The 26,322-nt window shown below is 65.1% G+C and carries 25 protein-coding genes and 2 tRNA genes; 15 read left to right on the top strand and 12 right to left on the bottom strand.

The window, feature by feature from the left end; translation table 11 throughout:
* The first annotated feature begins 42 nt into the window (after positions 1 to 42).
* From QHC78_RS01205 to QHC78_RS01170, 8 genes are all read left to right on the top strand, one after another.
* Positions 43 to 948 (top strand): SDR family NAD(P)-dependent oxidoreductase, encoded by a 906-nt coding sequence (locus QHC78_RS01205; protein WP_319742046.1) that lies wholly within the window; start codon positions 43 to 45, stop codon positions 946 to 948.
* 33 nt (positions 949 to 981) lie between these two features.
* Entirely contained in the window at positions 982 to 2,364 is a 1,383-nt protein-coding gene (locus QHC78_RS01200; RefSeq protein ID WP_319742045.1) for a class-II fumarase/aspartase family protein, read from the top strand.
* Positions 2,361 to 3,917, top strand: coding sequence for an AMP-binding protein (locus QHC78_RS01195; protein WP_319742044.1), 1,557 nt, complete (start codon positions 2,361 to 2,363; stop codon positions 3,915 to 3,917). Before QHC78_RS01200 ends, QHC78_RS01195 begins: the two co-directional genes overlap by 4 nt.
* Positions 3,914 to 5,362 carry a CoA transferase gene (locus QHC78_RS01190; protein WP_319742043.1) on the top strand — a complete coding sequence of 483 codons (1,449 nt, stop codon included), beginning with the start codon at positions 3,914 to 3,916 and terminating at the stop codon, positions 5,360 to 5,362. The genes QHC78_RS01195 and QHC78_RS01190 overlap by 4 nt, the downstream gene beginning before the upstream one ends.
* A 30-nt stretch (positions 5,363 to 5,392) precedes the next feature.
* Positions 5,393 to 6,310, top strand: a complete 918-nt coding sequence (locus QHC78_RS01185; RefSeq protein WP_319742042.1) for a LysR family transcriptional regulator — start codon at positions 5,393 to 5,395, stop codon at positions 6,308 to 6,310.
* Positions 6,307 to 7,140, top strand: coding sequence for an enoyl-CoA hydratase/isomerase family protein (locus QHC78_RS01180; RefSeq protein ID WP_319742041.1), 834 nt, complete (start codon positions 6,307 to 6,309; stop codon positions 7,138 to 7,140). The genes QHC78_RS01185 and QHC78_RS01180 overlap by 4 nt, the downstream gene beginning before the upstream one ends.
* Entirely contained in the window at positions 7,115 to 7,603 is a 489-nt protein-coding gene (locus QHC78_RS01175) for a MaoC family dehydratase (RefSeq protein WP_319742040.1), read from the top strand. Before QHC78_RS01180 ends, QHC78_RS01175 begins: the two co-directional genes overlap by 26 nt.
* A 465-nt stretch (positions 7,604 to 8,068) precedes the next feature.
* Positions 8,069 to 8,145: transfer RNA gene (locus tag QHC78_RS01170), tRNA-Pro, on the top strand.
* 126 nt (positions 8,146 to 8,271) lie between these two features.
* Here the strand turns inward: QHC78_RS01170 and QHC78_RS01165 are convergent.
* The 7 genes from QHC78_RS01165 to QHC78_RS01135 all read right to left on the bottom strand — a co-directional run bounded on the left by QHC78_RS01165 (position 8,272) and on the right by QHC78_RS01135 (position 14,992).
* Positions 8,272 to 9,186, bottom strand: a complete 915-nt coding sequence (locus QHC78_RS01165; protein WP_319742039.1) for a LysR family transcriptional regulator — start codon at positions 9,184 to 9,186, stop codon at positions 8,272 to 8,274.
* A 114-nt stretch (positions 9,187 to 9,300) separates the two neighbouring features.
* Complete coding sequence (locus QHC78_RS01160; RefSeq protein WP_319742038.1) at positions 9,301 to 10,509, bottom strand: alpha/beta hydrolase; 1,209 nt, start codon at positions 10,507 to 10,509, stop codon at positions 9,301 to 9,303.
* Between the two features lie 75 nt (positions 10,510 to 10,584).
* Positions 10,585 to 10,911, bottom strand: a complete 327-nt coding sequence (locus QHC78_RS01155; RefSeq protein ID WP_319742037.1) for a DUF4148 domain-containing protein — start codon at positions 10,909 to 10,911, stop codon at positions 10,585 to 10,587.
* 269 nt (positions 10,912 to 11,180) lie between these two features.
* Entirely contained in the window at positions 11,181 to 11,678 is a 498-nt protein-coding gene (locus tag QHC78_RS01150) for a PaaI family thioesterase (protein WP_319742036.1), read from the bottom strand.
* Complete coding sequence (locus QHC78_RS01145) at positions 11,675 to 12,307, bottom strand: TetR/AcrR family transcriptional regulator (protein WP_319742035.1); 633 nt, start codon at positions 12,305 to 12,307, stop codon at positions 11,675 to 11,677. The genes QHC78_RS01150 and QHC78_RS01145 overlap by 4 nt, the downstream gene beginning before the upstream one ends.
* Positions 12,308 to 12,417: 110 nt before the next feature.
* Positions 12,418 to 13,845: an FAD-dependent oxidoreductase gene (locus tag QHC78_RS01140; protein WP_319742034.1), complete on the bottom strand. Its 1,428-nt coding sequence runs from the start codon at positions 13,843 to 13,845 to the stop codon at positions 12,418 to 12,420.
* A gap of 1 nt (position 13,846) precedes the next feature.
* A complete protein-coding gene (locus tag QHC78_RS01135; RefSeq protein WP_319742033.1) occupies positions 13,847 to 14,992 on the bottom strand; it encodes a polysaccharide pyruvyl transferase family protein in 1,146 nt (381 codons plus the stop codon).
* Positions 14,993 to 15,299: 307 nt separating this feature from the next.
* On the opposite strand from QHC78_RS01135, the gene QHC78_RS01130 reads away from it, so the two are divergent.
* Positions 15,300 to 16,805, top strand: a complete 1,506-nt coding sequence (locus tag QHC78_RS01130) for an aldehyde dehydrogenase family protein (RefSeq protein WP_319742032.1) — start codon at positions 15,300 to 15,302, stop codon at positions 16,803 to 16,805.
* A 26-nt stretch (positions 16,806 to 16,831) separates the two neighbouring features.
* On the opposite strand, the gene QHC78_RS01125 is transcribed toward QHC78_RS01130, so the two are convergent.
* The gene (locus QHC78_RS01125) at positions 16,832 to 17,038 is read right to left on the bottom strand and encodes a hypothetical protein (protein WP_319742031.1); all 207 of its coding nucleotides are present in this window, start codon (positions 17,036 to 17,038) and stop codon (positions 16,832 to 16,834) included.
* Positions 17,039 to 17,171: 133 nt separating this feature from the next.
* On the opposite strand from QHC78_RS01125, the gene QHC78_RS01120 reads away from it, so the two are divergent.
* Positions 17,172 to 18,056, top strand: a complete 885-nt coding sequence (locus tag QHC78_RS01120) for a DMT family transporter (RefSeq protein WP_319742030.1) — start codon at positions 17,172 to 17,174, stop codon at positions 18,054 to 18,056.
* Here QHC78_RS01120 and QHC78_RS01115 read toward each other — a convergent pair.
* A complete protein-coding gene (locus QHC78_RS01115; protein WP_319742029.1) occupies positions 18,053 to 18,865 on the bottom strand; it encodes an IclR family transcriptional regulator in 813 nt (270 codons plus the stop codon). The genes QHC78_RS01120 and QHC78_RS01115 overlap by 4 nt on opposite strands.
* Positions 18,866 to 18,964: 99 nt before the next feature.
* On the opposite strand from QHC78_RS01115, the gene QHC78_RS01110 reads away from it, so the two are divergent.
* Together QHC78_RS01110 and QHC78_RS01105 are read left to right on the top strand one after the other, a co-directional pair.
* Positions 18,965 to 20,398, top strand: a complete 1,434-nt coding sequence (locus QHC78_RS01110) for an FAD-dependent oxidoreductase (protein ID WP_319742028.1) — start codon at positions 18,965 to 18,967, stop codon at positions 20,396 to 20,398.
* A gap of 46 nt (positions 20,399 to 20,444) precedes the next feature.
* Positions 20,445 to 21,428 (top strand): Bug family tripartite tricarboxylate transporter substrate binding protein, encoded by a 984-nt coding sequence (locus QHC78_RS01105; RefSeq protein ID WP_319742027.1) that lies wholly within the window; start codon positions 20,445 to 20,447, stop codon positions 21,426 to 21,428.
* An 8-nt stretch (positions 21,429 to 21,436) separates the two neighbouring features.
* On the opposite strand, the gene QHC78_RS01100 is transcribed toward QHC78_RS01105, so the two are convergent.
* A complete protein-coding gene (locus QHC78_RS01100) occupies positions 21,437 to 22,375 on the bottom strand; it encodes an SMP-30/gluconolactonase/LRE family protein (RefSeq protein ID WP_319742026.1) in 939 nt (312 codons plus the stop codon).
* A 181-nt stretch (positions 22,376 to 22,556) separates the two neighbouring features.
* Here QHC78_RS01100 and QHC78_RS01095 point away from each other — a divergent pair, with 181 nt between their 5' ends.
* From QHC78_RS01095 to QHC78_RS01085, 3 genes are all read left to right on the top strand, one after another.
* Complete coding sequence (locus QHC78_RS01095; protein ID WP_319742025.1) at positions 22,557 to 23,621, top strand: DNA topoisomerase IB; 1,065 nt, start codon at positions 22,557 to 22,559, stop codon at positions 23,619 to 23,621.
* 42 nt (positions 23,622 to 23,663) lie between these two features.
* Positions 23,664 to 23,740, top strand: a tRNA-Arg gene (locus tag QHC78_RS01090).
* 59 nt (positions 23,741 to 23,799) lie between these two features.
* Positions 23,800 to 24,294, top strand: coding sequence for a DUF421 domain-containing protein (locus tag QHC78_RS01085; protein WP_319742024.1), 495 nt, complete (start codon positions 23,800 to 23,802; stop codon positions 24,292 to 24,294).
* 2 nt (positions 24,295 to 24,296) lie between these two features.
* Here QHC78_RS01085 and QHC78_RS01080 read toward each other — a convergent pair whose 3' ends face one another.
* Positions 24,297 to 24,671 carry a sensory rhodopsin transducer gene (locus QHC78_RS01080; protein WP_319742023.1) on the bottom strand — a complete coding sequence of 125 codons (375 nt, stop codon included), beginning with the start codon at positions 24,669 to 24,671 and terminating at the stop codon, positions 24,297 to 24,299.
* Between the two features lie 25 nt (positions 24,672 to 24,696).
* Positions 24,697 to 26,319, bottom strand: coding sequence for an alpha-amylase family protein (locus tag QHC78_RS01075; RefSeq protein WP_319742022.1), 1,623 nt, complete (start codon positions 26,317 to 26,319; stop codon positions 24,697 to 24,699).
* Between the last annotated feature and the right edge of the window lie 3 nt (positions 26,320 to 26,322).

The raw sequence follows: 26,322 nt of genomic DNA, 5'->3' as shown, positions 1-26,322 counted from the left end.
CCGCCTGCCAGATCATCGGAAGATCGAGGAAAAACAATGGGTATGCTGGATGGAAAAGTTGCGCTCGTAACAGGAGCGGGGCGGGGTATCGGGCGCGACATCGCGCTGGCCATGGCCGCGCATGGCGCGAAAGTGGTGGTCAACGATCTCGGCACCTCCTTGGACGGCAGCGGGGCCGACGCTGGCCCGGCCGCCGAGGTCGTTCGCGAAATAGGTGCGGCCGGAGGGCAAGCCATCGCCAATACCGACTCGGTATCGGACTGGAACGCGGCGCAAAACATGGTGGACACGGCGATCCGGAACTTCGGGCAGCTCGACATCGTGGTCAACAATGCGGGCATCGTGCGGGACCGCATCTTCCACAAGATGTCGGTAGAGGAATGGAAAGCCGTCGTCGACGTCCACCTTAACGGCTCGTTCTACGTCAGCCGCGCGGCTGCGCCGCACTTCAAGTCCCGCAATGGCGGCCGCTACCTGTTCATGACATCCGCCTCGGCCCTGGTGGGCAACTTCGGGCAGGCCAACTACGCAGCGGCCAAGCTGGGCGTCGTTGCCTTGGCAAAGTCGGTCGCCCTGGATATGGCGCGGTATGGCGTCACCGCCAATGCGGTGTGTCCTTTCGCCTGGAGCCGGCTGATCGGGTCCATTCCCGCGGATACGCCGGAGGAGCAAGCCCGGGTCGAGAAGATCAAATCCATGGAGACCGCGAAGATCGCGCCCATGATGGTCTATCTGGCCTCGGATGCCGCCGGCGACGTGACCGGCCAGGTGTTCGCCGTGCGCGCCAATGAGCTCTTCCTGATCAGCCAGAACCGCCCGCTGCGCTCGGTGCAACGCAGCGAAGGCTGGACGCCCGAGACGATCGCGCAACACGCCATGCCGGCCATGCGCGCCAGCTTCTATGCGCTCGACCGCTCGGCAGACGTGTTCAGCTGGGATCCGGTCTGAGCAGCCTTGCGAAACCAGTACAGAGAAACGACCATGAGTACATCCCTCATCGATTCGCGGATCTTCGGCGATATGTTCGGTACCGCGAAGATGCGCCAGGTTTTCTGCGACGAAGCGTTGATTGACCGCTACGTGGAAGTCGAAGCGGCGTTGGCCAGAGCCCAGGCCCGCGTCGGCATCATTCCCGGCCAGGCCGCGACCGACATCGCCCGCGCCGCCGGCGCCTTTACTGCCGATATCGATCGTCTGGCGCGCGAGACGCTGATCGTCGGCTATCCCATCCTGCCCCTGGTGAGGCAACTGTCCGAAGCGGCAGGAGAGGCGGGACGATATGTGCACTGGGGCGCGACGACGCAAGACATCATGGATACCGCGCTGGTGCTGCAGCTTCGGCAAGCGATAGGGGAACTCGAGAAACAGACCGGCATGCTTCAGGCGACGCTTGCGCGCCTGGCTCAGGATCATCGCGAGACCCTGATGGCAGGCCGCACGCATCTGCAGCACGCGCTACCCATCACGTTCGGCTACAAGGCGGCGGTGTGGCTGTCGATGTTCGACCGCCACATGGCCAGGCTGCGGGAGCTCAAACCCAGACTTCTAGTGGGATCCTTTTCCGGCGCGGCCGGTACGCTCGCTTCGCTGGGAAGCCAAGGACTGCAAGTCCAGCGCGCGCTGTGCGAGGAGCTGGATCTTGGTGTTCCGGCGATCACCTGGCACGTGGCGCGCGACAACCTGGCCGAAGCGGTCGGCTTCCTGGCCTTGCTGACGGGATCGCTGGCCAAGATCGCCACCGATGTATCGCTCATGATGGCCAATGAGTTCGGCGAAGTGGCCGAGCCCTTCGTTCCCGGTAGGGGCGCGTCCAGCACGATGCCGCAAAAGCGCAATCCCATTTCGTGCGAGGTGATCATTGCGAACGCCAAGGCGGTGCGCCAGAACGCCGCCCTGATGTTCGATGCGGCCGTGCACGATTTCGAACGTTCGACCGGTCCATGGCAGGCGGAATGGCTTGCCATTCCGCAGAGCTTCGTGCTGACGGCAGGGGCCTTGGCGAACGCGGTCTTCATGCTCGAGGGACTGACCGTCGACAAGCAGCGCATGCGCCAGAACCTGGACATCACCGGCGGCTTGATCGTCGCGGAGGCCATCATGATGGCGGCCGCCTCGGTGCTGGGCCGCCAGGCCGCCCATGAACGCGTCTACGAAGCCTGCAAGCAGGCTGCGGAAAACGCTCGACCGCTTTCGCAAGTCCTGGCCGAACAGGCGGATATCTGCGATGCGCTGGGCGGCGCAGCGGGAATCGAACGGCTGTGCGGCCCGGAATCCTACCTGGGCAGTACGCTGGCCATGGTCGACGGCCTGCTCATGGCGGGAGGTCGCCTGTCTGGAACTTCCTCGGAGGGTCGCCCCGCATGAAGCACCCTTGGTCCATGCCCAATCCGAATCTTCAGCACTGGCTGGCCAAGCATGCCGAAAGAAGTCCCGATGCGCTGTCGATGGTTTATTGGAGGAAAGGAGAAGAGGCCGAACGCTGGACGTATGGGCGCATGCACCGGATGGCGCAAGGCTTGGCCGCCTGGATGCGGGCGTCGGGGGTGCGGCCAGGCGACCGCGTCGCCCTGCTGGACTTCAACGACGTGCGCTTTCTGGTGACGATGTTTGCCGCCGCCAGTCTGGGAGCGATCTTCGTTCCGTTGAACTTCCGGCTGGCCGCGCCCGAGGTCGTGGCCATGATGCAGGACTGCGGCGCGACTCTGCTGATCCATGGCGCGGAGTTCGCGTCCATTCAGGCCGAGGTGGCGCGGCGGACCGGCTGCGGTCGCTTCCTGCGCTCTGACAGGCGCGGCAACGACGAATTCGAAGAGGCCTGCTCCGTCGAGCCCGACCATCTCGCCGATCTACGGCAGGCAGGGTGGGAGGAAACGGCATGGCTGCTCTATACCTCGGGCAGCACCGGCCGTCCCAAGGGCGTCATGCTCAGCTATGGCAATATTTTCTGGAATACCATCAATACGATTCTTATTCAGGGCGGGCTGCCCACCGACAGAGTGCTCGTATCGGCGCCCCTGTTCCATGCCGCGCCCGTCTCGACGGTCATGGAAAGCTTTCTGCGCGGCGCCACGATCCATCTGGAAAAATCGTTCGACCCCGGCAGCATCATCGAGCGTATCGCCTCGGAGCGCATTTCGATCATCGCCGGCGTACCAGCCATGTACCAGTTCATTGCAGAACAGAACGAGTTCTACCGCGCCGATCTGTCCAGCCTGCGCGGCATCATCGTCGGGGGAGCCCCGGTCCCTGATGCGCTGATCAAGCGCTATCACCACCGAGGCATCGCCGTGATCCAGCGCTACGGGCTGACCGAGGCCGCGCCGCTGGTCACCGCCCTTGCTCCGGGCTCGGCCGCCTCCAAGGCCATGACGGCGGGTCAGGCCCCCATGTTCGGCGACGTCCGCATCGCGGCTGCCGGCAGCGATGGGGTCGGAGAAATCCGGATGCGCGGCCCCAACGTCATGCTCGGCTATTGGAATCAGGCGGCCGAATCGGCAGCCGTGCTCGAAGACGGGTGGTTGCGCACCGGCGACCTGGGGCGGCTGGACGGCGAAGGGTTCCTGACCGTCGCGGGGCGCATCAAGGAAATGATCGTCAGCGGCGGCGAGAACATCTACGCTGCCGAGGTGGAAGCCAAGCTGGCCGAAAACCCCGAAATTCTGGAGTCGGCCGTTATCGGCATTCCTCATCCGAAATGGGGCGAAACCGTCTGCGCCGTTGTCAGTCCCGTTCCTGGATGCGGCCTGGACGAACGCCGAATCATGGCGCACTTGCAAGGCAGGCTCGCCCGCTACAAGCAGCCGACGAAGATTTTCATCGTGGATGACTTGCCCAAGAACGGGGCGGGCAAGATCGACAAGCTGAGGCTGAAAATGCGATATGGCGATGGAAGCGATCGCCACGTGGAGAACCAATGATGTGCGAATCGCGGCAAGAGGCTGCGGATGCGCCGGCAAGCGCGCATTCCGATTCCGACCCGGTTGCCAATGCGCAGCTGGACGCATGCCTGGAAGTCCTGGGGCTGAAACGCGCGGATTCCGGCGGCGAAGTATCGATAAAGGGAGCCGACCCGGCCATCGATAGTCCGCATCGGCTGGCAGGCGCCATGGCGGTTGCCGCCGCGGCGCAGGGCACCGCGCTGGCCAGTCTTGCCCGGGAACACGGGCATGCCGGCCAGGACGTGTCCGTCGAAATCGGAAGGGCGGCGCATGCGCTGCATCCTTCGCGATACCTCAAGCAGAATGGCTATCCGATAGGGTTCGACTTCACCTTTAACGAGCCCGGCAACGGCTATTTCCGGACGCGGGACGGGCGGTGGGTCTATCTGGTCTTCACCCGTCCGCAATTGCGCAACGAACTGCTAACGCTGCTGGGCGCCCCGAACAACCGGGAGGCGATTGAGAAGGCGGTGGCTACCTGGTCCGGCCAGGAGCTCGAGGATGCGTGCATTGCGGCCAACCTGCCGGTTTCGCTGGTCCGTTCGCCCGAGGAATGGCGCAGCCACCCGCACGGCCGGGCTCTGTCCAAACTTCCCGTGATCCATATCGAACGGGCGGCGCCGGGCGCCCCCCGGCTGTGGCGCCAGACCGGCCCGCGGCCGCTCGCGGGGCTGAGGGTTCTGGACCTTAGCCATATTCTTGCCGGCCCGGGGCTGACCCGGACGCTCGCCGAGCAAGGCGCCGACGTGTTGCGCATTTCCGCCCCGACCCAGACGGACCCGCTGAACTTCATGCTCGATACCGGGTTCGGCAAGCGGAGCGCATTTCTCGACTTCGACACGCGCCGGGATCTGGCTACCGTACGCGAGCTGATAGCCGGGGCGGACGTCGTCGTCCAGTCGTACAGCCCTGGCAGTCTTGCTCGGCGCGGCCTGTCATTGGAGAACATGATCGCGGGACATCCCGGCCTGGTCTACGTCGATTTGAGCGCCTATGGCGATGCCGGCGGCCCATGGGCGCACCGCGTGGGATTCGACCACAATGCGCAATCGACGACGGGCATCAGCTGGGTGGAGGGCGGGCCGGACTCCCCCCGCCTGCCGCCCACTACCTTGGTGGCGGACTACACCACGGCCTACCTTGGCGCCGCGGGCGTACTGGCCGCATTGAGGCGTCGCGCGGCCGAGGGCGGAAGCTATCGCGTCAGTCTCGCGCTTGCCCGCACCTGCATGTGGGTCCAGGACATGGGGCTTGTGGAGTCCGGCCCGCCCGCAGCGCCGCTGGAGCCGGAGGTGCTGCATATGGACAGCCCCTTCGGGAAGCTCGATTATCTTGCTCCGATCACCCGGTTTTCGGGCACGCCGGCGTTCTGGAGCAGCCCCCCCTTGCTGCTGGGAGCAAGCCTGCCTCGCTGGGGGTCTTAGAAAACGCCACCCTGAGCCGCCGCCCCGACCATGGATCTGAAACAACTCCGATATTTTCTTGCCGTTGCCGAAGAGCTCCACTTCGGCCGCGCGGCCGAGCGGGTGCACATCGCCCAATCGCCGCTGTCGCGGCAGATCCGGCTTCTGGAGGAATCGCTGGGCGTCGTCCTGTTCGTCCGCACCAAACGGCATGTGGCGCTTACCGATGCCGGCCGGGCCTTTATGCCTGAAGCCCGGGATATCCTGAAGGCAGCCGAGCGGGCCCGCGACACGGCCATACGGGCCGACGCGGGGCAAATGGGCAGGCTCAGTCTGGGCTTTACCAACTCGGCCATTTATTCCGAATTGCCGCGGCTGCTCGCCGATTATCGAAGCCAGTATCCGGAGGTGCAGCTGGAGCTGCACGACAGCATGCTGACTCCCCAGCAAGTGGAGGCCATCCTACAAGGCAAGCTGGATCTGGGCATCGTGCGGCCGCCCGTCGCCTCGTCGGATATCGCGCTGCTGCCTTTTGCCCGGGAACGTCTGGTGGTGGCGCTCTCTGTCGATCATCCTCTGAGCCGGCGCGAAAAAATAGACATCGCGCGGCTGGCGGGCGAGCCGCTGATCGCATTCAACCGTTCGCTCGACTCGTCGCTCTCGCATCGCATCACCCGCCTGTGCAACGATGCGGGCTTCCACCCTCGCATCGTCCAGGAAGTGGGCGACATACCTAGCATGATCATGCTCGTATCCAGCGGCATGGGCATGGCGCTCGTGCCCTCCTCCTCGGAGAACATCCGGATGAAACAGGTTGCCTTCCGCCCGCTGGCCGGACCGACGGGCCCGCTTACGTTGACGCTCGCGCTGGCGTGGAACGCCGGCGCCGAATCCCGGCTGCGGGAGTGTTTCATAGAAATCGCCAAGAAGCGGCTGTCCCGGCCAGGCCCGAGGAGGGGCCGCCCGTGAGCCACTCATTCATCCGCTATCGCGTTGAAGGACGCCTTGCATCCATCACGTTGGCGAGGCCGGAAAAGCGCAACGCCATGAACTCGGCCATGCGCGACGAACTATGGGCCTGCTTGGGCCGCGCCGAACACGATGAGCATGTGCGAGCGGTACTGCTGCGCGCGGAAGGCGGACATTTCTGCGCGGGTGGCGACATCGCCGACATGCGCCCCGGCGAGCTCGACGCCGAAGCGGGCCGCGATCGCATTCTTTCCGCCACGGACGGCGCGCGCCGCCTGCTGGAACTTCCCAAGCCCGTGATCATGGCGGTCGACGGATGCGCCTATGGCGCGGGCTGCAGTCTCGTGCTGGCGGCCGACGTCGTGATCGCCACGAACCGGGTCCGGTTATCCATGTCGTTCCTCCGCATTGGGCTGGTGCCCGATCTATGTTCGCTCTTTACGCTGCCGCGCATCGTGGGATGGGCGCGCGCAAAGACGCTGCTGTATTCGAACCGCGAGATCGGCGCGGAAGAAGCTTTGCAGCTGGGCATTGCCAGCGAAGTGGTTCCGCCCGATGCGCTCGACCAGCGCGCCGAAATGATCGCACGGGCGCTCACTCGCCTGCCGCGCAGCGCGTTCGCCATGACCAAAGCGGCCCTCGCCAGATCCCTGTCCGCCGATCTCGGTTCGATGTGCGATATGGAAACGTCCTCGCAGGCCATCGCCTACTCCACGAGTTATCACGCCGACGCAGCCCGAAGGCTGTTGGCGCGGGAGCCACTGTCTTACCAATGGCCTGTCTTTTCATTGCCAGGAGACAAGAATGCGGACCATCCGGACGCTCGATGAACTGCATGAACAGATCGGAAAAGAAATTGCCGTCAGCCCGTGGGTGCGCGTGGACCAGCAACGCATAGACCTGTTCGCGCAAGCTACGGGGGACCATCAATGGATACACGTGGATCAGGAGCGGGCCCGACAGGAGTCGGCGTTTGGCACCACGATTGCGCACGGTTACCTGACGCTTTCTCTCTTGCCGGATTTGATGCGCCAGGCCCTGGCGCTGCCGCCCGCCGACATGAGCATCAACTATGGGCTCAACAAGGTCCGGTTCCCCGCGCCGGTTCCTCGGGACAGCAGGGTTCGCGCCCGCATCAGGCTGAAGGACATGCAGCGGCTACCGTCCATGCCCGACCGGCCGGACGTCAGCGTCGTCGAGCTGACTTGGGAGTCTCGCATCGAGCGCGAGGGTTCGACCAAGCCTGTGTGTGTTGCGGAGACGATCAGCCGGCGCTATGACAGATTCCGATAGCATTGGTCCATTTCAGGGCGGGAGCTGCTCATAGTGGGCCGCCGAAGTCCATGGTCCATTTATGGCATGACACATGACAAGTCATACGCCAGGTGGGCCGGTCTAAAGGGGCGGAACGCTTGTACGTAAAGTCGCCGGCACAGCATGACACCGCTTCCGAATCTGGACACCCTGATGGGGCAGACTGCCGTTCGGATGGCAGGCGGATTCTCAAGTAACGGCCGGTCGAGATTCTGCCCGCGGGACCCGGTTTGTCCATTGGCGTGGAGAAGCGGAAAGGCCGGAGTCTGGACCCAACGGGCCGCAGACGCAGGTACAATCCACCTCCACCGTTCAAGAATCCCTCCTTCGCGAGAGGCTGCTGATTGACGATGGCCTTGTGGGTCAATGGGTAAAGCGCCATACCATAGCTTGGCTCATTTACCGGTGGGGCCGCTAGAGGGTTTGAGATACAATGACGCCAATCGGGGCGTAGCGCAGCCTGGTAGCGCATCTGCTTTGGGAGCAGAGGGTCGCGAGTTCGAATCCCGCCGCCCCGACCAATACAATCAAGGCCTTTCGGGCAGTCTGCTCGAAAGGCCTTTCTCTTTCCTGTCTCTGCCTGATAGTTAAACCGGCACGTGTCCGCCCGCCGTCGCGAAGACCTCGCTCTTGCGTCCCATCCGCCGTCACTTGCCCGGGCGGCGCCTGAACGTTTCGCCGTACAGCTCGCGGACCCAATCGATAAATACGCGGACCCGCGGTGAGAGTTGCCGATGAAAGGGGTAGAGCACGCTGACCGGCAGGTCCGGGCACGGCCAATCGGCCAAGACTCGCACCAGGCGACCATCGCGCAGGTAGTCTTCCAGGCGGAAGCGAGGCACTTGGATCAGCCCGCAACCGCCAAGCGCGGCACTCGTATAGCATTCCGCGTCGCTGACGGACATCCAGCCGCGGGCCTGGAACTCCTGCAGCTGCCCGTCCACCATGACGGAGAACGGATAGCGATGATCGCTGCCCCGCGAGAAAAAGCCGACCGCATGATGCCGTTCCAATTCGGAGGGATGCGTCGGCGTTCCGTAGCGGGCCAGGTATTCCGGGCTGGCGCAGATGATCTCTTCCAGGTCCACCAGTTTTCTGACGACGAGTGAGGAATCGCGCGGTTGGCCCGCGCGCACGACGCAGTCGATGCCTTCTTTCACCAGGTCAACCAGGCGGTCGCCGCAACTCAGGACGACTTCGATGTGGGGATAGCGGTCCCTGAACTCGGCGATGCGCGGCAGGATGACTGTCGTGGCGTGTACGCCATGGACGTCCAGCCGCAGTGTCCCGTGTGGATTGGCGATCTGGGTGCTCAGCGAGGACTCGGCATCCTCCAGTTCAGCCAGAATGCGCCGGCTTCGTTCGTAGAAGGCCTGGCCGTCCAGGGTCGGCTTGACGTGCCGCGTGGTGCGGTCGAGCAGTCGCGCGCCCAACCGGTTCTCAAGCTGCTTGATGGCATGAGTCGCGGTCGCGCGCGGGATGGCTAGCATTTCGGCAGCTTCGGTGAAGCTGCCCAGCTCAACGATTCGGTTGAACAGTTGCAACGCGGTAAGGCGGTCCATGAGAGCTTATCGTGATTGAAACGGTATAACCCCGCGTCTTCCGCGCGCGGGAAATGGCTCCCGACAGCGCGGGCAGGGCAATGGCGCGATTTGATACGTTTGGGAGGGCATCCGTTATCGCGCTGCGACGGCCACGCCGACTTCCGAGGAAGCGGCCAGCACCTCCCTCATGACGCGACTTTGCCATTTGAAATAAGGGTTGAAAGTCAGCCGCGCATGGATTTTTCCCGCCTCTCGATAACCCCATTCGGAAAACCACACGGGCGCGCCCTGCTCGCAGGCTAGCCGTGCGGGTTCGGTCTGTCCGTTCCAGCAAAGGCGAAGCCGGCCCTCGGCTCCATAGAGTTCGTTGTCTGGCGAAAACAGCAGGCCCATGTGGGAAAACTGGCTGATGCGGAGTTCCGGGAGCTTGTCCTTGCGCACCACGATGCGCGGATCACCGCTTTCCGGACCAGGCGAATCGCCGTACCAGATCAAGCGACTGGCGGGATGGGTGAAACGCGAGCTGAACATTTTCGACAGGTAAGCGGTGGCTAGCACCGAATCATGTTCGGCCACAACCATCAAGGTCGGCTTGTCGTACGCATTCTTCCGCAGCGAATCGCGCGCCCGGACGCTGCTTCGATAAAACTGCACAAAGCCGTTCGTCGGCACCGTCATGTATCGCACGGCATTTTGCATCGGCCGGACGTTGTCCGGTTCCAGCAGCCATGGTCGAGCCCACGCGATGAGCGGCGTCAGCCAATCGTAGGCACTGTTCGACTTGAAGGCGGGCGAAAAAAGAAGCAGGCCAGCGACGTCCGCATGCGCGTACGCATAATCGAGGACCAGGTTCGCACCTGTTGAGAATCCGCCCAGATAGATTTGTTCGACCTCATGACGCAACGCCGCGGCCTGTTCCGCCACCACTCGGCGCCAGTCTTCAAGCGTTACGTCCAGCATGTCCTCAGGGCGCGTTCCGTGGCCTGGCAGCAGTATCGCCCGGACCAGAAACCCATCGTCGGCCAGCTGCTTGCCGACATCGTGAAAAGACCAGGGAGAATCTCCTAAACCGTGCACCAGCAGCACGCCTCGCTGCGGCGTCTTTTCGGGGCGCCATTCGCGCGGCGCATTCCACGCGAGCTCGGACATGCTGTCGGAGCTTTGGAAGGCGCGTCGCTGCTGCAGCATCTGCACCATCTCTTGCCGATAGGCATCGAAGGAGGCGGGACGCGCCGAGCCGTTCTTTTGGCCGCCGCCGGCGCAAGCTGCAGCGGTCAGAAGCGCCGCCAAGCCGACTGCCGCCCAGAACGCGACAACGATCGAGTTACGTGACGTTTTCACGGTGGGAATGTCTCTCGTACAGAAAAAGTGGTGTCCGCGGGACGCGTCCACGGCGGAAGCACCACCGTCACGACATCAGCCGCCGCTGGCCAGCGAAAGGCGCTCGCCACGCGCCCGGGCGATGCGGTCGACCTCGCGGGCATACTCAGCGCTGTTGCGCAGGCTTTCGTAGCGCGCAAAGGCTTCGCGATACTTGGGGTTGGCGAAGTCCGGGCCGGACTCCAGCATGTATTCCGGCACACCGGCGCGCTTCCACAAGGCCAGGTCGGCCAGGACTTCGGCGCGGCTGGATGTTCCTTTGGTGATCTCCGGCATGGGGTTGTCGCTTTCGGCAGCGGAGGCTCCGAAGGCCAGTCCAGAGAGGCTCAGGCACAAGGCGGTCAGGGTCAGTTTCGCGTTCATGGCAATTTTTCCATTCAGGGTTTTGACGAAGTGCGTGCAGTAGCACCACGGACGTCATGATGTCGGTTAACCTGGAATGGATAAAGATGGAAAAATTGCCGTGTCAATTCAATAATTGTCAACAATCTCAGGCTGACGAACGTGCCAGCGGCCACTCAGGGATTGCCGGCCGCAGCAGGCGGTCCACAGCGGGACCGAAGTCGTTCTCTGCGAAGTGCGATCGATGGCCGAGAAGCCGTCGCTATCTGATCGGGTGCTAGCCGGACGGATCATCCACCCGCGACCTCCCGGCGGACGACCACGCACGTCGACGTTCCATGAGCATAGAGTTTGCCGGTTTCGTCTTCAATGCGTCCATCGACGGTAATGAGACCGCGGCCGCGCGAGACCACCGTACCGAAAATGCGGAAGGGTTTTCCATCGGGCAGAATGGGGCGTACGAACTTTGCCGAGGTTTCATGGGTAGGGCCGTCCTCGCCTGCTTGCAAGGTCGTCTGCGCGGCCAAGGCCATGGCGGTGTCCAGCATGGTCAACATCCAGCCGCCGTGGACGGTGCCCATGGGATTGAGAAATCGCCCATCGGGCGTCGCGCGAAGTTCGACGTGACCGGGCGCGGGCGCAAGGACCGTTGCCGGCAGGGTTTGCGCCATCGATGGCGCGGGCGTCCGGCCGTCGGCCAGGGCCCGTACGCGATCTAGTCCGGCGAGCTGTTGCGGGGCTGGCTGGTCGTGGCGAGCGGGTGGCGATGGATGTCCGTGCCCGGTCATGGATGGGTTCCCGTGTCCGGGGCGGCGGTGTGGCCGGTGATGAGTTCATCGGCCGCGGCATCCAGGATCTCCCGGGAAAGGGCTTCGTCCCCGGCCGCCCGCGAGAGCAGCAATGCGCCTACCATGGTGGACAGCATCGCGATGGCTTGTTTTCGCCGCGTTCCTGCATCGCGGGAGCGCAGGAGTTCGCCCAGCATGGCCACGCGCTGCTCGATGCCTTCTGCAAAGGCCTCTCGCACGGCGTTGCCAGCGCGGGCGGCATCCGGCCCCAGGGCCGCGAAGGGGCAGCCCACGCCCGGTTGATCGCGATGGGAGCGCGACAGGTAAAAGCGGACCAGGGCGGCAAGGCGGCTGTTTGCCGCTTTCGTCAGTACTTTGCTCCAAGCTTCGCGGCTTTGGGCGACGCTGTGGCGGCAGGCCGCCACCACCAGGTCTTCCTTGGAGTCGAATTGTCGATAGAAGCCGCCATGGGTGAGGCCTGCGGCTTTCATGAGATCGGCGACGCCGATGCCGTTGAGGCCACGCTCGCGAAAAAGATGGCTCGCCGTATCGATGACCCTGGCGCGGTTGTGTTCGGCTTGTGCTCGGCTTACCCGCATGGATGCCTCCGGTGCGTTGACCAGGCGCATGATAGATTATGATCATCATCTAAATCAAGCCGCGCGGATCGCCTCCTCGGTCATCGTTCAGAATCAAGAGGCGGCCGCTACGCCGGTACCGTTGGCACCACGGACGGCGTCTAAGCCGTCTTCGCCGGCTCGCCCAGGTTCGCTCCCTGCCGGATCAACTCCTGTCGCACTTCGTCCGCGGCTACGTCGCGAGGCACGATGCGGCGCCTCGCCGCCATCGCGGCGCAGACGCCGGCTGCCTGGCCGGTCGCCATGGCGATCGGCATCACGCGATAAGAGGAATGCGCCTCATGTGTTCCGGAGATGCACCGGCCAGCCACCACTACCCGTTCGACGCGCTGAGGAATGAGCGCACGCAAGGGAATGTCATAGGCATCATCGGCGGGAATGCGCTTGAGCAGAGTGCCCTTGCCCGTCGGGTTATGGATGTCCACCGGATACGAACCGCGTGCGATGGCGTCGGGAAACTTGCGTGCGCTCAGCAGGTCTTCGGCGGTGAGCTGGTATTCGCCGACGATACGGCGCGTTTCGCGCACGCCGGTGTGCACGCCGCTTTGCACCGCATAGCTTCTTTCGAAGCCAGGTACGTACTTGCGCAGGAAGCGCACGATCTGGTCGAGCTGGCGCCGGCTTTCCCATTCCGCGCAGCTCCAGTCCCAGACGTCGGTGCCCAGCACTCGCGTGACCCGGGTGGAGTTGACGCTGACTTCGCGCGGGTGCGGCGTAGCGAAGAACAGGATGTCTTCCCGCGCCAGGTCCAGTTCGCCGGTCGCCGTGGCTTGCTGCACGAGATCCCATAGGCCGTGGACGCCGCGCCACTGATCTGGATGCCGTTGCGCGTAGGCCTGGAAGGCCGCGTGTTCGAAGTCGGCCATGCGGAACATGAGCGTCATCGGTTGCACTAAACCGTCTTCCTCTCGGCCGATGTCGCAGTCGGCGCCGGCCAGGGCGGCGATATCTCCGTCACCGGTGGCGTCCACGATGGTGCCCGCCTTGATGACGAGCGGGCCGCTTTTCGTTTCGAATATCCCCCCTTGGGCATGACCGTCCCCGTAGACGCCGCTGGCAAAGGCATGGAACAGGATGCGAACGCCGGCCTTGTCGAGCAGGTCGAGCGCCGCCCATTTGAAGATCTCGGGGTCGAACGGAACGACATAGCCGGTCGCGAGCGAAGGCGAAATGGCGCCGCCGCGCTGTACCAGATATTCGAGCAGCTCCTTCAGCGCGCCCGCGATGACGGGATGGCCGGGACCGTGGTCGTTCGGCAGCAGGTTGCTGACGCCGAGTTTCTCGAACGTCGGCCGCTGGGTATGGAAAGACATCAGCGGCATGACCAGGGCGGCGGTCGCGTTGCCGCCGAGGAAGCCGTAGCGCTCCACCAGGATCACGTCCGCGCCCGCGCGGGCGGCGCCCAGCGCGGCGCCGATCCCGGCGGGACCGCCGCCAACCACGAGAACGTCGGTCTCGGCCGCCAGCTTTGCGCGCCGGGGAGACAAGGTGAGCTCGGTAATGTCGGCAGGTTTCTCCAGTATGGGCATTTCATCCCCCTTCATTGGCGGCCGCGCGGGCGCCGAGCTGCGTCAGCAACGAGACGAGCAGCCGGTTGTTTTCGCGGGCCCGCTCTTGCAGGGCAGGCAGGCGCTCCTGGATACGGGCCTGGATATGGGCACGGTAGTCCCACGCATGGTCGATGGTCGCAAGCAGCCGCCCGGGATTCACGTCGTCCAGCGGTGGTGTGTCCATGTCCAGGTCCTGGAGGAGGCCGGTGACTTTGGAGGCATAGGGCAGCGCCACGAAAGGCACGCCCTGCAGCGCGGAAAAAATGAGGAAATGCAGCCGCATGCCGACGCAGAATTCGAAGCTCTCGATGATGGTCATCAGCTGGCCGGGGCTGTACTCCCCTTTGAGGACCGTGGCGCGCTGCGCGCATTGCATCTGGGCGACGACCGCGTGGCTGTGCTGCAGGTCTTTGTTGCCCCGCTCCAGCGGGATGAAAACGACGTCGGCATCGAGACGTCGCACCATGAAGTCGGCCGCGTTGGCGAGCAGGTCGTGATAGTGGCCGGCGCTCATGCCAGGCGCCGCCGGACCGGGTTCCCGAACCGAAAATCCGATCCGGCGGCGGGGCAGGTCCAGGCCTTCGCGTGTCAAGGCATCTTCCGGCAGCGGCTGGGCCTTCATCAACAAGGCAGGGTCGGCGGTGACATGAATGGCCCGCTGCAGGCCGACTTCCTCCAGCAGGCGGGCGCCCTGGCGGTCTCGCACCGTGACGAGCGCGGCAGGCATCAGTGCCTGGCGGGCCAGTTCGCGGCTGGACCGCTGCGCAAGCGGCCCCGCGCTGACCGCGTAAACCATGACTGGAATGCCCAGCTCGTTTGCAAGCAGCACCTCGCGCAGGTAGATGTCGACTTCCGCATCGAACAGGATACCTCCGCCACCCAGCACTAACAGGTCGAGCCGTGCGATCTCCTGTCTCGCCTCATTGCGGGACAGTTCGCGGACCGGAACGGCCCGGTCGACTTCATGGCGCTGTTCGGTGTCCTGCGCGTTGCGTGAAAAGACGGTGATGTCGACCGATGTGCCGGCGCGCAGCTGCGACACGATGCTCTCGAGAATCGCTTCGTCGCCAAGATTCAATCCGCCGTAGGAGCCGGAAATACCGATCCGGAAAGGACGATTTGCCATAGTGGTCCTGTAGTGATTGCCCGTGTCGGCCGATCTCCAGGCCGATGAATCCGCCGCCCGGGCTGGTTCTCTCCCGGGTGTGGCCGCTTGGGCCGGGGTGCAAGCCCTGCAGTATCAATTTCCGCGCCAGCCCTCGAAGAGGTGTCGCGGGGGCGCGGAGCAGGGCTGCTTCCCGGCGCGCTGGTAAAAAATACTCGTCCGTTGAACGAAAGTGAGGGCGCCCGAGCAAGCCGTCCAACGCCGCTGGCGGAGTAATATGGTTGCCAAGGCCCGCGTCCGCCGTAGCGGCGGGTCAAGGAGAGTTTCAATGAATGAGCACGGAACCCTGGATCGTCTGGAACCGGGGATGATGATTCCCTATGGTGGAAACCGGTACACGCGGGTGGGCGAGGCGCTGGCGAACGCCTTCGGTCCTGGCGACCGGCTGCTAGTGGTTCAGGAAACCGGCGCATTGCTGCGCATTCCGGGGCGCGTGGACGAGGTCGTGCGAGCCCGGGTGGCGGAGGCCCGGGCGGCCTTCGAGGCGCTGGCCCAGGTTCCGCCCGGTTCGGTGGACCGGTTCTACCATGTGTTCGCGGATGCGCTGGCCCGTAACGACGTCTGGGAACGGGTGATGGCGGCCAACGACGAGGACGTGCGGCGGGCGATGCAACGGGGCCGCTCGACCACCCGGCTCCGGGTCTCGGACAAGATGCGCGCCGCGATGATAGACGGACTGCGCGTGTGGCCCGGGCTGGCGGCCGCGGATCGCCGCGTGGTCGATCGCGTCGACCACGGCGATTGGCAGGTGGAGGTGGTCCGTGTTCCGTTGGGCGTGATCGGTTTCGTGTTCGAGGGACGTCCCAATGTGCTCGTCGATGCCTGCGGTGTGCTGTCCACCGGCAATGCCGCCGTATTGCGCATCGGCAGTGACGCGCTAGGGACCGCGTCCGCGCTCCTGCGCCACGCGCTGGAGCCGGCCCTGGCCGCGGCAGGCCTGCCGTCCGGCGCCGTGAGCCTCGTCGAGCTCGAGGATCGCGCTGCCGGCTGGGCCATGTTCAGCGACAGCCGTCTCGCTTTGGCGGTCGCGCGGGGATCCGGCGAGGCAGTCATGCAATTGAGCAGCGTCGCGCGCCAGGCCGGCGTGCCGGTCAGCGCCCACGGGACGGGTGGGGCATGGTTGGTCGCCGATCCTAGCGCGGACGCGGAGCGGTTCGAGCGTTCGGTGCGCCATTCTCTCGATCGCAAGGTCTGTAATACCTTGAACGTCTGTTGCATCGTGCGTAGCCGCGTGGAGGACCTGGTGCCGAGGTTTCTGCGCGCCATCGACGAGGCGGGCTGTGCGCTACGCGGCACGCCGCGGTTGCACGTCACGCCCTCGGCCGAGCCCTTCGTGCCGTCGGAACTGTTCCAGCGCCCCACCATCGTGCGGCGCGCGGCGGGCGACGTCGAAGAGCCTTACGCCACCCCCCTGCCTGAAGAGCGGCTGGGCCAGGAATGGGAGTGGGAGGAAACGCCGGAACTCACGCTGGCGGTGGTCGAGTCGGTGGACGAGGCGATCGCGCTGTTCAATCGGCATAGTCCGCGTTTCGTCGCCAGCTTGATCGCTGAGGATCGCGAGGCGCACCGTCGTTTTCGCGCCCGCATCGACGCTCCTTTCGTGGGCGACGGCTTCACCCGTTGGGTCGACGGCCAGTATGCGCTCGGCAAACCGGAGCTGGGGCTGTCCAATTGGGAATTCGGCCGCCTGCTGGGGCGCGGCGGGGTCCTGACCGGCGCGGATCTGGCAGCCGTACGGCTCGTCGCCGCCACGGCGGTGGAGCAGCGCCGCTAGCGTCGTCTTCCCTCGACACGGGGCCATCAGCCCCGCCGCGCGCCGGTCTTGTTCGGATCGCTGCCCTCGTCTTTCAAGCGGTCGGCGTCGGGCGGCGGAGCGGGCGATTCCGGCGAGCCGGCAAGACCGGGGTTGCGCAGTTCGGTCGCCTCTTTGGGGGCGGGGGCGGGAGGCGCCTCACCTTCCTCGGGATTGACCATTTCATCGGCTGGCGGTGCAGGTCGGGACGTCATGACGGTCTCCTTGTATCGATACCAGCGTTCGGGCGGCAAGTCCCATGCCCAAGGTCACGCCTCTTGCTCTTGCCCGGCCGTGGCGGCGGGCATGTGCGAAACTCCGCCTGAGAACAACAACAGTCCTCCCGCCGTGTCCAAACGCTCCCTGGATGTCCCCGCCATTGCGATGCTCGTTCTGCTTTGCGCCAGTTGGGGCGCGCAGCAGGTTTCCGTCAAGATCGCGCTGCCTGCTTTTCCGCCCTTGCTGCAGATGGGCATACGTTCCGCGGGGGCCGGCCTGCTGCTGCTGGTCTATTGCGTGTTAACGGGGCGGGGCAAATTGTTGGCCCGCGACGGTTCGCTGTGGCTGGGAATTTTCTCCGCGCTTTTGTTCGCTGGCGAGTTCGTGTTGATCTATGTCGGCCTGCAATGGACCGATGCGAGCCGGACGTCCCTGTTCCTGTATACCGCGCCGTTCTTCGTCGCGCTGGGCGCGACCTGGCTGCTGCCCGCCGAGCGGCTTCGCTGGCCTCAGTGGATGGGCTTGTTCCTGTCCTTCTGCGGCACGGCGATCGTAATGGGCGTGCCCCGCGCGGCGACCTCACCTTACGCGCTATGGGGTGACCTCATGATGATCGCCGCCGCTATGTTATGGGCAGCAACCACTCTGGCGATCAAGGCGTCGAGCCTGGCTACCGTGGCGCCCGAGAAGGTGCTGCTGTATCACCATGGGGTATCCGCGATCGTGGGCCTGGGCGCCGCCGCGGTGGCGGGCGAGTCGATGGGGGCCGTGGCGTTTGCTCCAGCCATGGCGATGGCCTACCAGACCGTCTGGATCGCGGCGATCACCTTCCTGCTATGGTTGCGTCTGCTCGCGGCCTATCCGGCCAGCACGCTGCAAGCCGGCACCTCCATGTCGCCGCTGTTCGGCGTGGCCTTTGCGGCGTTGATCCTGCGCGAGCCGATCGGTCCGCTCTTTCTGCTTGCCGTGGCCTTGGTCGTTGCCGGCCTGGTGCTGGTCAATCACCGCCGCTAGCGCGCCGCCAGACGCGCGTCAATGCGAGCGGCTTCCGCGCGCAGCAGATCGACCACCTCTTCCAGCCGCGGCCCCGAGAGCCGCTCGGTGGCGGCCGCGACGCTGAGCGCGGCCACCGGTCTTCCTGCGAAGTCCCGCACGGCTACGCCTACGGCGCTGACCCCCGGGATGATCATGTCGCCGTTATACCCGTAGCCCAGTGCCCGCGAGGTCTCCACCATGCGCCGCATTGATGCCAGCCGATCCGGCGAGAACCTGCCGAGATATGCGGCGCTGGCGGTGAAGACCGCCGCGACTTCGTCGGGAGGCAATCCGGCGAGGATGGCGGCGCCGCCAGCGGACACGCATAAGGGACGACGCGCGCCCACTTCCACGGTCAAGGCTTTGAGCGGATAGCCGCCCTCCCGGCGATCCACGCATACGGATTCGTGGCCGCTCCGAATATTGAGAAAAGCGGTATCGCCAGTCTCACCGGCCAGCCGGTCGAGGGACGGGCCGCCCATGCTCCGCCAGTCGTGCCGGGGGGCGGCGGCCACGCCGAACTCGAAAGCCAGGCGTCCCAGCGTGTAGTACTGCGTGTGCGGAATCCGGGCAACCATTTCCTCACGCAGGAGCGCCGCCAGAATGCGGTGGACGGTGGCGTGGTGCAGCTGGCAATACTCGGCCAGCTCGGACAGGCGCCAGCCCGAACGGCGGCTGGACAGCGCACGAAGAATACGGAACGCGCGTTCGAGCAATTGCGCGCCGGCAGGGGGTGAGGCGGCGGGCGGGCCGGTTCGGCGTCCAACGGACGCGGTCTGTTTGTTCATGATGTAAACATTTTGGGGGCGAGTTCTCGTGATGCCAGGCGTTGTGAATACATAATCCCCGGAAAGGCATCATTCTGGCACGGGAGAGTTTTTTAAATCATGAACATTTTTGCACAGGCCGGCCATGCCCTGGGGCAGGCGAACGTGGAGCAGGTGCGGGCCGATGTCGTCGTCGTGGGGGCGGGCGCCGCGGGCGTATGCGCGGCCCTGGCGGCAGCCGGCAGCGGCGCGCGCACGCTTCTGATCGACGCCGGTCCCATGCCCGGCGGCGAACTGTTGACCGGTATGGCGGTCGATGGCGCACTGAACGCGCGCGGCGAATGGATACTCGGCGGGGTTGGCCGCAAGCTGTTCGACGCGTGCAATCGGCTCGGCGGCTATATCGGCCCCTTGAACGACTGGCGGCTCATCCACTACGTCTGCTTCGACCCCGAAGTCATGAAGTTGGCGGTGGCGCAATTGCTTGCGCGGCATGGCGTCGAGCTGTGGCTGCAGAGCTTCATGGTCGGCGTCGAGCACGAAGCCGGCGAGGTGCGAGCCGTGCACGTCTACAACAAACATGGGCTGACGCGGGTATGTGCGCCGGTGTTCGTCGATGCGTCGGGCGACGGCGACTTGGTGGCCCAAGCGGGAGGTTCGTTTGACATCGGCGGAGAGGGCGGCGAATTCCAGCCCTTGTCCTTGATGTTCAGAATGAGCGGGGTCGATACGCCGGCGCTGCTGCGATTCCTGCGCAGCGCGCCCGAGCATTTTGCGCTGGGCGAGAGCGATGCCATCCGGGGCGGACGCAGCGACGACGAGATCGCGCAGGAACTAATCGCGCAAGGGCAGCCTACCGTCTTCATCAAGGGCGATGGCCCGTTGCTGGCTCAGGCCATCGAGCAGGGCCGCATGTACCCGACCGCGTTGATCATGATCCAGCCGACCTCGGCCACGCGCCGCGAAGTCTGTCTGAACACGACGCGGATCGCCAATGTCAACGCATTGCAGACGCGCGCGCTCGGTCCCGCGCTGGCGACGCTGGCCGGCCAGGTGGAAACCTGCGTGCGGTTCATGCAGGAAAGCGTGCCGGGATTCGAAGGGTCCGCATTCAGCGGCATGGCGCCGCGCATCGGCGTGCGCGAGACGCGCCGTTTGCACGGCGACGCCACGTTGCTGAGGGAAGACGTGCTGCGTGCCAGAAAGCGCGACGATGGCATCGGCAAGGGCAGCCACCATGTCGACATCCACCAGGACGGCACGGGGCAGATCCGCATTCCCGTAGACGATGGCGGCTCTTACGACATTCCTTGGGGCTGTCTGTTGCCGGCCGGATTGGACAACGTCGCGCTGGCCGGGCGTTGCGTGTCGGCTGACCGCGCCGCGCATGGTTCCGTCCGGGTCATGGGGCCCTGCATGGCGATGGGCGAGGCAGCGGGGACCGCCGCCGCCATGCTGGTGGCGCGAGGAGGCAGGGCGTTCAGATCGCTGCCGGTCCAGGACCTGCGCGCCAGCCTCAGGGAGGCCGGCGCCATTCTCGATGGCACGCATTGAATTCAGACCGGCCCCGTCGGCGGCCGGCAAGCGCTAGGAGGCAGCAATGAAGCGGATCATGGAAAATTTGCGGCGACGGGTCTGGCTGGCCCTGGCCGGCGCGGCGGTCTCCATGCCGGCAGTGGGCGCGGCCAGCTATCCCGCCGGACCGATACGCCTAATCGTGCCCTTCCAGGCGGGTGGGCTGACCGACATCCTGGCCCGACTGATCGCCGAACGGCTGGGTGACGAGCAAGGCTGGACCATCGTGGTCGAGAACCGGCCCGGGGCCGGCGGCAACATCGGGGCCGAGGCGGTGGCGCGTAGCGCACCGGACGGTTTGACGCTGCTCATGGGCTCGATAGGAACGAACGCCACTAATCCTTTCGTTTATCGGAACACCCGGTTCGATCCGCAGAAGGAATTCGCGCCGGTGGCCATGGCGGGCGCTGGAACGCTGCTGCTCGTCGTCAATCCGCAGCTTCCCATACGGGACATGAAGGAACTGCTCGCTTATGCGAAGGCCCATCCCGGCCAGCTGTCCTACGCCACCGGCGGGCAGGGAGCTTCCCAGCACCTGGCCGGTGAACTGCTGCAGTCCATGGCGCGCATCAGGCTTCAGCACGTGCCCTATAAAGGCATCGCTCCCGCGATGCCTGATCTGTTCAGCGGCCGGGTAGACATGACCTTCGACATGGCCACTGTGCTGCCCTATGTGAAGCAGCAAAAACTGCGGCCGATTGCAGTGGCCAATGCCAAGCGTTCGGTGGCGCTGCCGGACGTGCCCACCATCGCCGAGGCGGGCGTTCCAGGTTACGCAGCCAGCGCATGGTATGGCGTCTTTGCGCCGGCACGCACACCCCCGGAGATCATCCAGCGCCTGAATCAGGCCATCAACCAGGTCGTCGCTACGCCCCCGGTGCAGGAACGCATGGTGGCGTTGGGTGCCGAGGCAAATCCCATGTCGGTAGCCGAGTTCACCGCCTTCGTGCACGCCGAGTCGGCCAAGTGGGAAAAGGTGTTGCGCAAACTCAACCTCCAGCTCGACTGAAGCAGCGATTAGCCGCCTGCCACCCCCTGGGTATTGACGTAGAGTGCGTAAATGGAAGTGCTGGCCGCCATGAACAGCCGATTCCGGTGCCGGCCGCCGAAGCAGAGGTTGGCGCAGCGCTCGGGAAGCGAAATGTGGCCGATGGGTTCGCCCGCAGGCGTAAAGACGCGCACGCCGTCCAGCTCCTCGGTCCCCATGCCCCAACCGCACCACAGATTGCCGTCCACGTCCACGCGCAGTCCGTCGGGGGTGCCAGGCCCAGCATCGATCACGACGCGCCGGTTCGCCAGGCGCGCGCCATCCTCCGTCACGTCGAAGGCCAGAATATGGCGCGGCTTGGACCGGGACTCCACGACGTACAGTACGGATTCGTCGGGCGAGAAGGCGAGGCCGTTGGGGCTCGCGATGTCGCCGGCCGCCACGTCGGCACGGCCCGTGGCGGGGTCGAGCCGGTAGAGGTTGGCAGGCAGCTCCTGCTCTGCGGGCAATCCCTGGTAGTACCCGGCGATGCCGAATGGCGGGTCGGAGAACCAGATCGAGCCGTCGGATCGCACTACGACGTCATTGGGCGAGTTGAGCCGCCCGCCATCGAAGCGGTCCATCAGCACCGTCGTGGCGCCATCGTGTTCGGTCCGGACCAGGCGTCGACCGCTGTGTTCGCACGTAATGAGCCGGCCCTGTCGGTCTCGTGTCATGCCGTTCGCATGTCCCGACGGCGAGCGGAAAACGGTGACCGAGCCTGTGGTCTCGTCCCAGCGCATAACGCGGTCGTTGGGGATGTCGCTCCACAGCAGGAAACGGCCGTCGCCGAACCAGACCGGCCCTTCGTTCCACCGGCAGCCGGTCGCCAGACGTTCGATGCCCGCCGATGGCAGCCGGTATTGCTCGAACCGCGGGTCGAGGACCCGGACGGCGGGGTCGGGGTAGCGCTGCGATGCTTGCCACATGGTTGCTCCTCGGATCATGGGGTGGGGAAACCCTCGGGCATTGTCGGCGATAGGGCGGCAGGCGCCAAGCTCGCGGGAAGGTTCTGCGCGGCGGGCGGGTAGTTTTTTCATCGCCCCGCGACGTCGTCCGCATAGGCGCGCAGGCAGGGCCGGCTTGGCACGAACCGTGCTCGAAACCGGCATGGATTTCGTTTCCGCTTCCGTGCCAGCCGCGCGCCGGTCATCCCGCAGCCCGAGCTCCTTGCCAGCGGGCGGCCGTCCCGCGCTGGTTTACGTGGATGACACGACCGCCGGGTACAGCCGCCGCGTGCTGCGCGGGCGGTTCGTCTACTTCGACCAGCGGGGGGAACGCATCCGCGATCCTGAAGAGATCGCGCGTATCGACGCGCTGGCCATTCCGCCGGCCTATACCGATGTATGGATCTGCCCCAACCCCGCCGGCCACATCCAGGCCACGGCCCGCGATGCGCGAGGCCGCAAACAGTATCGCTATCACCCGCTTTGGCAGCAGGTGCGCGATGCCGACAAGTACGGCCAGCTGGCCGAGTTCGGACGCGCACTGCCGCGCATCCGCCGCCGGGTCGACCATGCGCTGGCCGCACCGGGCCTGGGCGAGGAGAAGGTGCTGGCGACCGTGGTGCGGCTGCTCGAGACCACCCTGGTCCGCGTCGGCAACCGGGCCTATGCCAGGCAGAATCGATCTTTCGGATTGACGACGCTCACGTGCCGGCACGCTTCCACGTCGGGCACGCGGATCCGCCTTCGTTTTCGGGGCAAGAGCGGCGTCGAGCATGACGTCACCATTTCCGACCGGCGCGTGGCGCGTGTGATGCGCCAGTGCATGGAAATACCGGGACAGACGCTATTCCATTATCTGGACGAGACGGGCCAGCCTCATGGCATCGATTCGGCTGCCGTCAACGCTTACTTGCGCGAGGCCGGGGGAGGCGATTTCACGGCCAAGCACTACCGGACCTGGGCCGGGTCCGTCATGGCCCTGGAGTCGCTGCGGACAATGCCGCATACCGGCGTACATGAGGCACGCAAGATCGTCGCGGAGGTTGTACGCGAGGTAGCGCAGCGGCTGGGCAATACCCCGGCGGTCTGCCGTACCTGCTACATCCATCCTGCCATCGTCGAGGCTTACCTGGAGGGGAGCCTGCCCCAGGTCTGGCCGGCGCGGGGCCCGAGGGGGTTGGTCGCGGCCGAGCGGCGCTTGCTGGCCTTCCTGGACGGGTTGGCGTGACGGCAGGCCCCAGGGGGCATGGTGTTAAACTTTCGCCCCGGAGCGGCGGTAGCTCAACCGGATAGAGCACAGGCCTTCTAAGCCTGGGGTTACGGGTTCGATTCCTGTCCGCCGCGCCACCTCCAAGCCAGGCCCGTTTTTTGCGGACTCCGGCTCATCCTGACTCTAGGGGATGGCCTTGGATTGGCTCAGCTTGGAGTGGTCCGACATCTTCGTTTTTTCCATATCCCCACTCGAGACCCTGGTCCGGGGCACGGCCATTTACTGGTTGTTGTTCCTGTTGTTCCGCTTTGTCGTGCGGCGCGACGTGGGCTCGATGGGCATCGCAGACATCCTGCTGATCGTGATCGTGGCCGATGCTGCCCAGAACGGCATGGCCGGAGAGGGCAAGAGCGTCGCCGATGCGGCGCTGCTGATCTGCACGCTGGTCGCATGGAACATGTTCCTGGACAGGCTGGCCTACCACTTCCCGCTGGTCCGCAGCTTCGTCGATCCGAAAAAAGTCCTGCTGGTACGCAACGGCCGCAAACTGCGCGCGAACATGCGGCGCCAATCCATTACCGATGAAGAACTGGAGGCCAAGGTCCGCCAGCAAGGAATCGAGTCCATCGCACAAGTGAAGGCGCTCTACCTGGAAGCCGACGGGAACGTCAGCGTGATCAAGCGCCAGTAGCGCTATTCTGCACTCCACGCCATGGTGGTCATGAGCGCCAGGGCAGCCTGTCGAGAGTCGAGCCGGGTGTGCTGGACGACGATGGGGACGTCGGATTCGATGACGCTGGCGTAGTCGGTATCCAAGGGGATGGGCTCGGGCTCTTTCAGATCGTTGAAGCGCATGTGCACCGTGCGCCGCGGGGGCACCGTCAGGCGGTAGGGGCCGGCGGGCTCGCGGTCAGCGAAGAATACTGTCACGCTGACCTGGGCCGGTACATCGCCGGTATTGAGCATGCAGGCGGTTTCGTGGCTGACGAATTGCCGTGTCTCGCCCGTGCTGGACGGGGGCAGATAGCCTTCGGCAATGACCCAGCGGCGTTTACCCAGAGCTTGCATAGGATGGCCTCCCGGAATGTGCGGTCTACAGCTTGTCGCGCGGGCGCAGCCAGCGGTAGCCGTAGCCACGCAGGCGGATATGGGCCGGATGGCCCTCGGGTGGATCGTAGGGGCCGTCGGCCATGACGTCGGTCATGTGCTGGCAGTCCTCGTCGTGGATTTCGAATTCCACGTCGTCGGGGCCAAGATTGGCGAAAGTCACGACCGCGACGCCGTCCAGTTCGTGCCTGAGCGCCAGTACCTGCGGGCAATTGACGTCAGCCGCCCGGCATCGGCCGCTGCCGATCTCGTGCAGGCCCAGCCTGGCGCGGATCATCTTGCCGGTCTTGGTCAGCAGCGAATCGTCATGCAGCGATTGCGCATATACGTTGATCTTGGGATATCCGTAGGGACCGGTACGAATCAGCGGCACCGCGAGCTTGTCCGGATCGGCCGTCGAGAACCCCGCATTGTGTTCGTCCGACCACTGCATGGCCGTACGCACCGCGAGCCGCTCGGGCAGGGAGAGATCGTCCCCCATCCCGATTTCTTCGCCATAGCGCAGGATGGGCGTGCCAGGCAGCGAGAACAGCACCGCATGCACCAGGGCAAGCTTGCGCGGGTCGCCACCCAGCATGGGCGGGAGCCGGCGCCGGATGCCGCGGTTGTAGATGCGCATCTCCGGGTCCGGGGCGAAGCAGGCCATGACTTCTTCGCGCTCTGACTCGCTCAGGCGCTCGAGGTCGAGTTCGTCATGATTGCGCAGCCAGAGCGCATATTGCGCCGTTTCTGGCGGTACGGGCTGTTCGGCCAATGCGCGCGCCAGCGGCTCGGCGCTCTGGCGTACCAGCGACAGATAGAGGTAATTGTTCAGCCAGAAGTTCAGCACCAGCGTGAGCCGGTCCCCTTGCCCGAAGTATTGGGCGTATTCGGCCGGCGGCACGTCCACTTCACCCAGCAGCACGGCATCGGCCCTGCGGCGGGAAACGAAGCGGCGCATTTGGTTGAGCAGCCAGAAGCCGCCGTCCGTGGGGTCGCCCTGCTTGGCGCTCTCTATCATGTGCGAGGCGGCGTCCACGCGGAAACCCGATACGCCCAGCCTGAGCCAGAAGTCCATGATGCGTTCGATCTCGACGCGGACCTCGGGGTTGCCCAGGTTCAAGTCCGGTTCGTGCGAATAGAACACGTGCCGGTAGTATTGGCCGGCCTTTTCGTCCCAGGTCCACACGCTGTCTTCGACCGTGGGAAAAATGGGCTTGACCTCCGTGGGTTCGGGCTTGTCGGCCCAGATGAAGTAGTCCCGGTAGCGGGAGTTCCGGTCGCTGCGCGCTGCCTGGAACCAGGGATGGCGGTCCGAAGTGTGCTGCACGACGAGATCCACGATGACGCGCAGGCCCAGTTCCTCGGCCTTTTCGAGCAGCGTGACTACATCAGGCAGGGCGCCGAAGCGGGGATCCACCGACAGGTGGTCTGCCACGTCGTAGCCCCAGTCATGGAAGGGCGACGTGTAGAAGGGCATGAGCCACAGGCACGTGACGCCCAGGCCGCGCAGGTACTCCAGCCGGTTGGTGATGCCTTGCAGGTCTCCTCGTCCGTCGCCGTTGGCGTCACGGAAGAGGCTGGGGTCGACCTGGTAGATGATGGCGTTTCGATACCAAAGTGGCAGCATGAG

The organism is Pigmentiphaga sp. (assembly GCF_033795525.1).
Lineage (GTDB): Bacteria > Pseudomonadota > Gammaproteobacteria > Burkholderiales > Burkholderiaceae_B > Pigmentiphaga.
The sequence above is the reverse complement of the archived record's forward strand: the minus strand, read 5'-3'. Positions and strand labels throughout refer to the sequence as shown.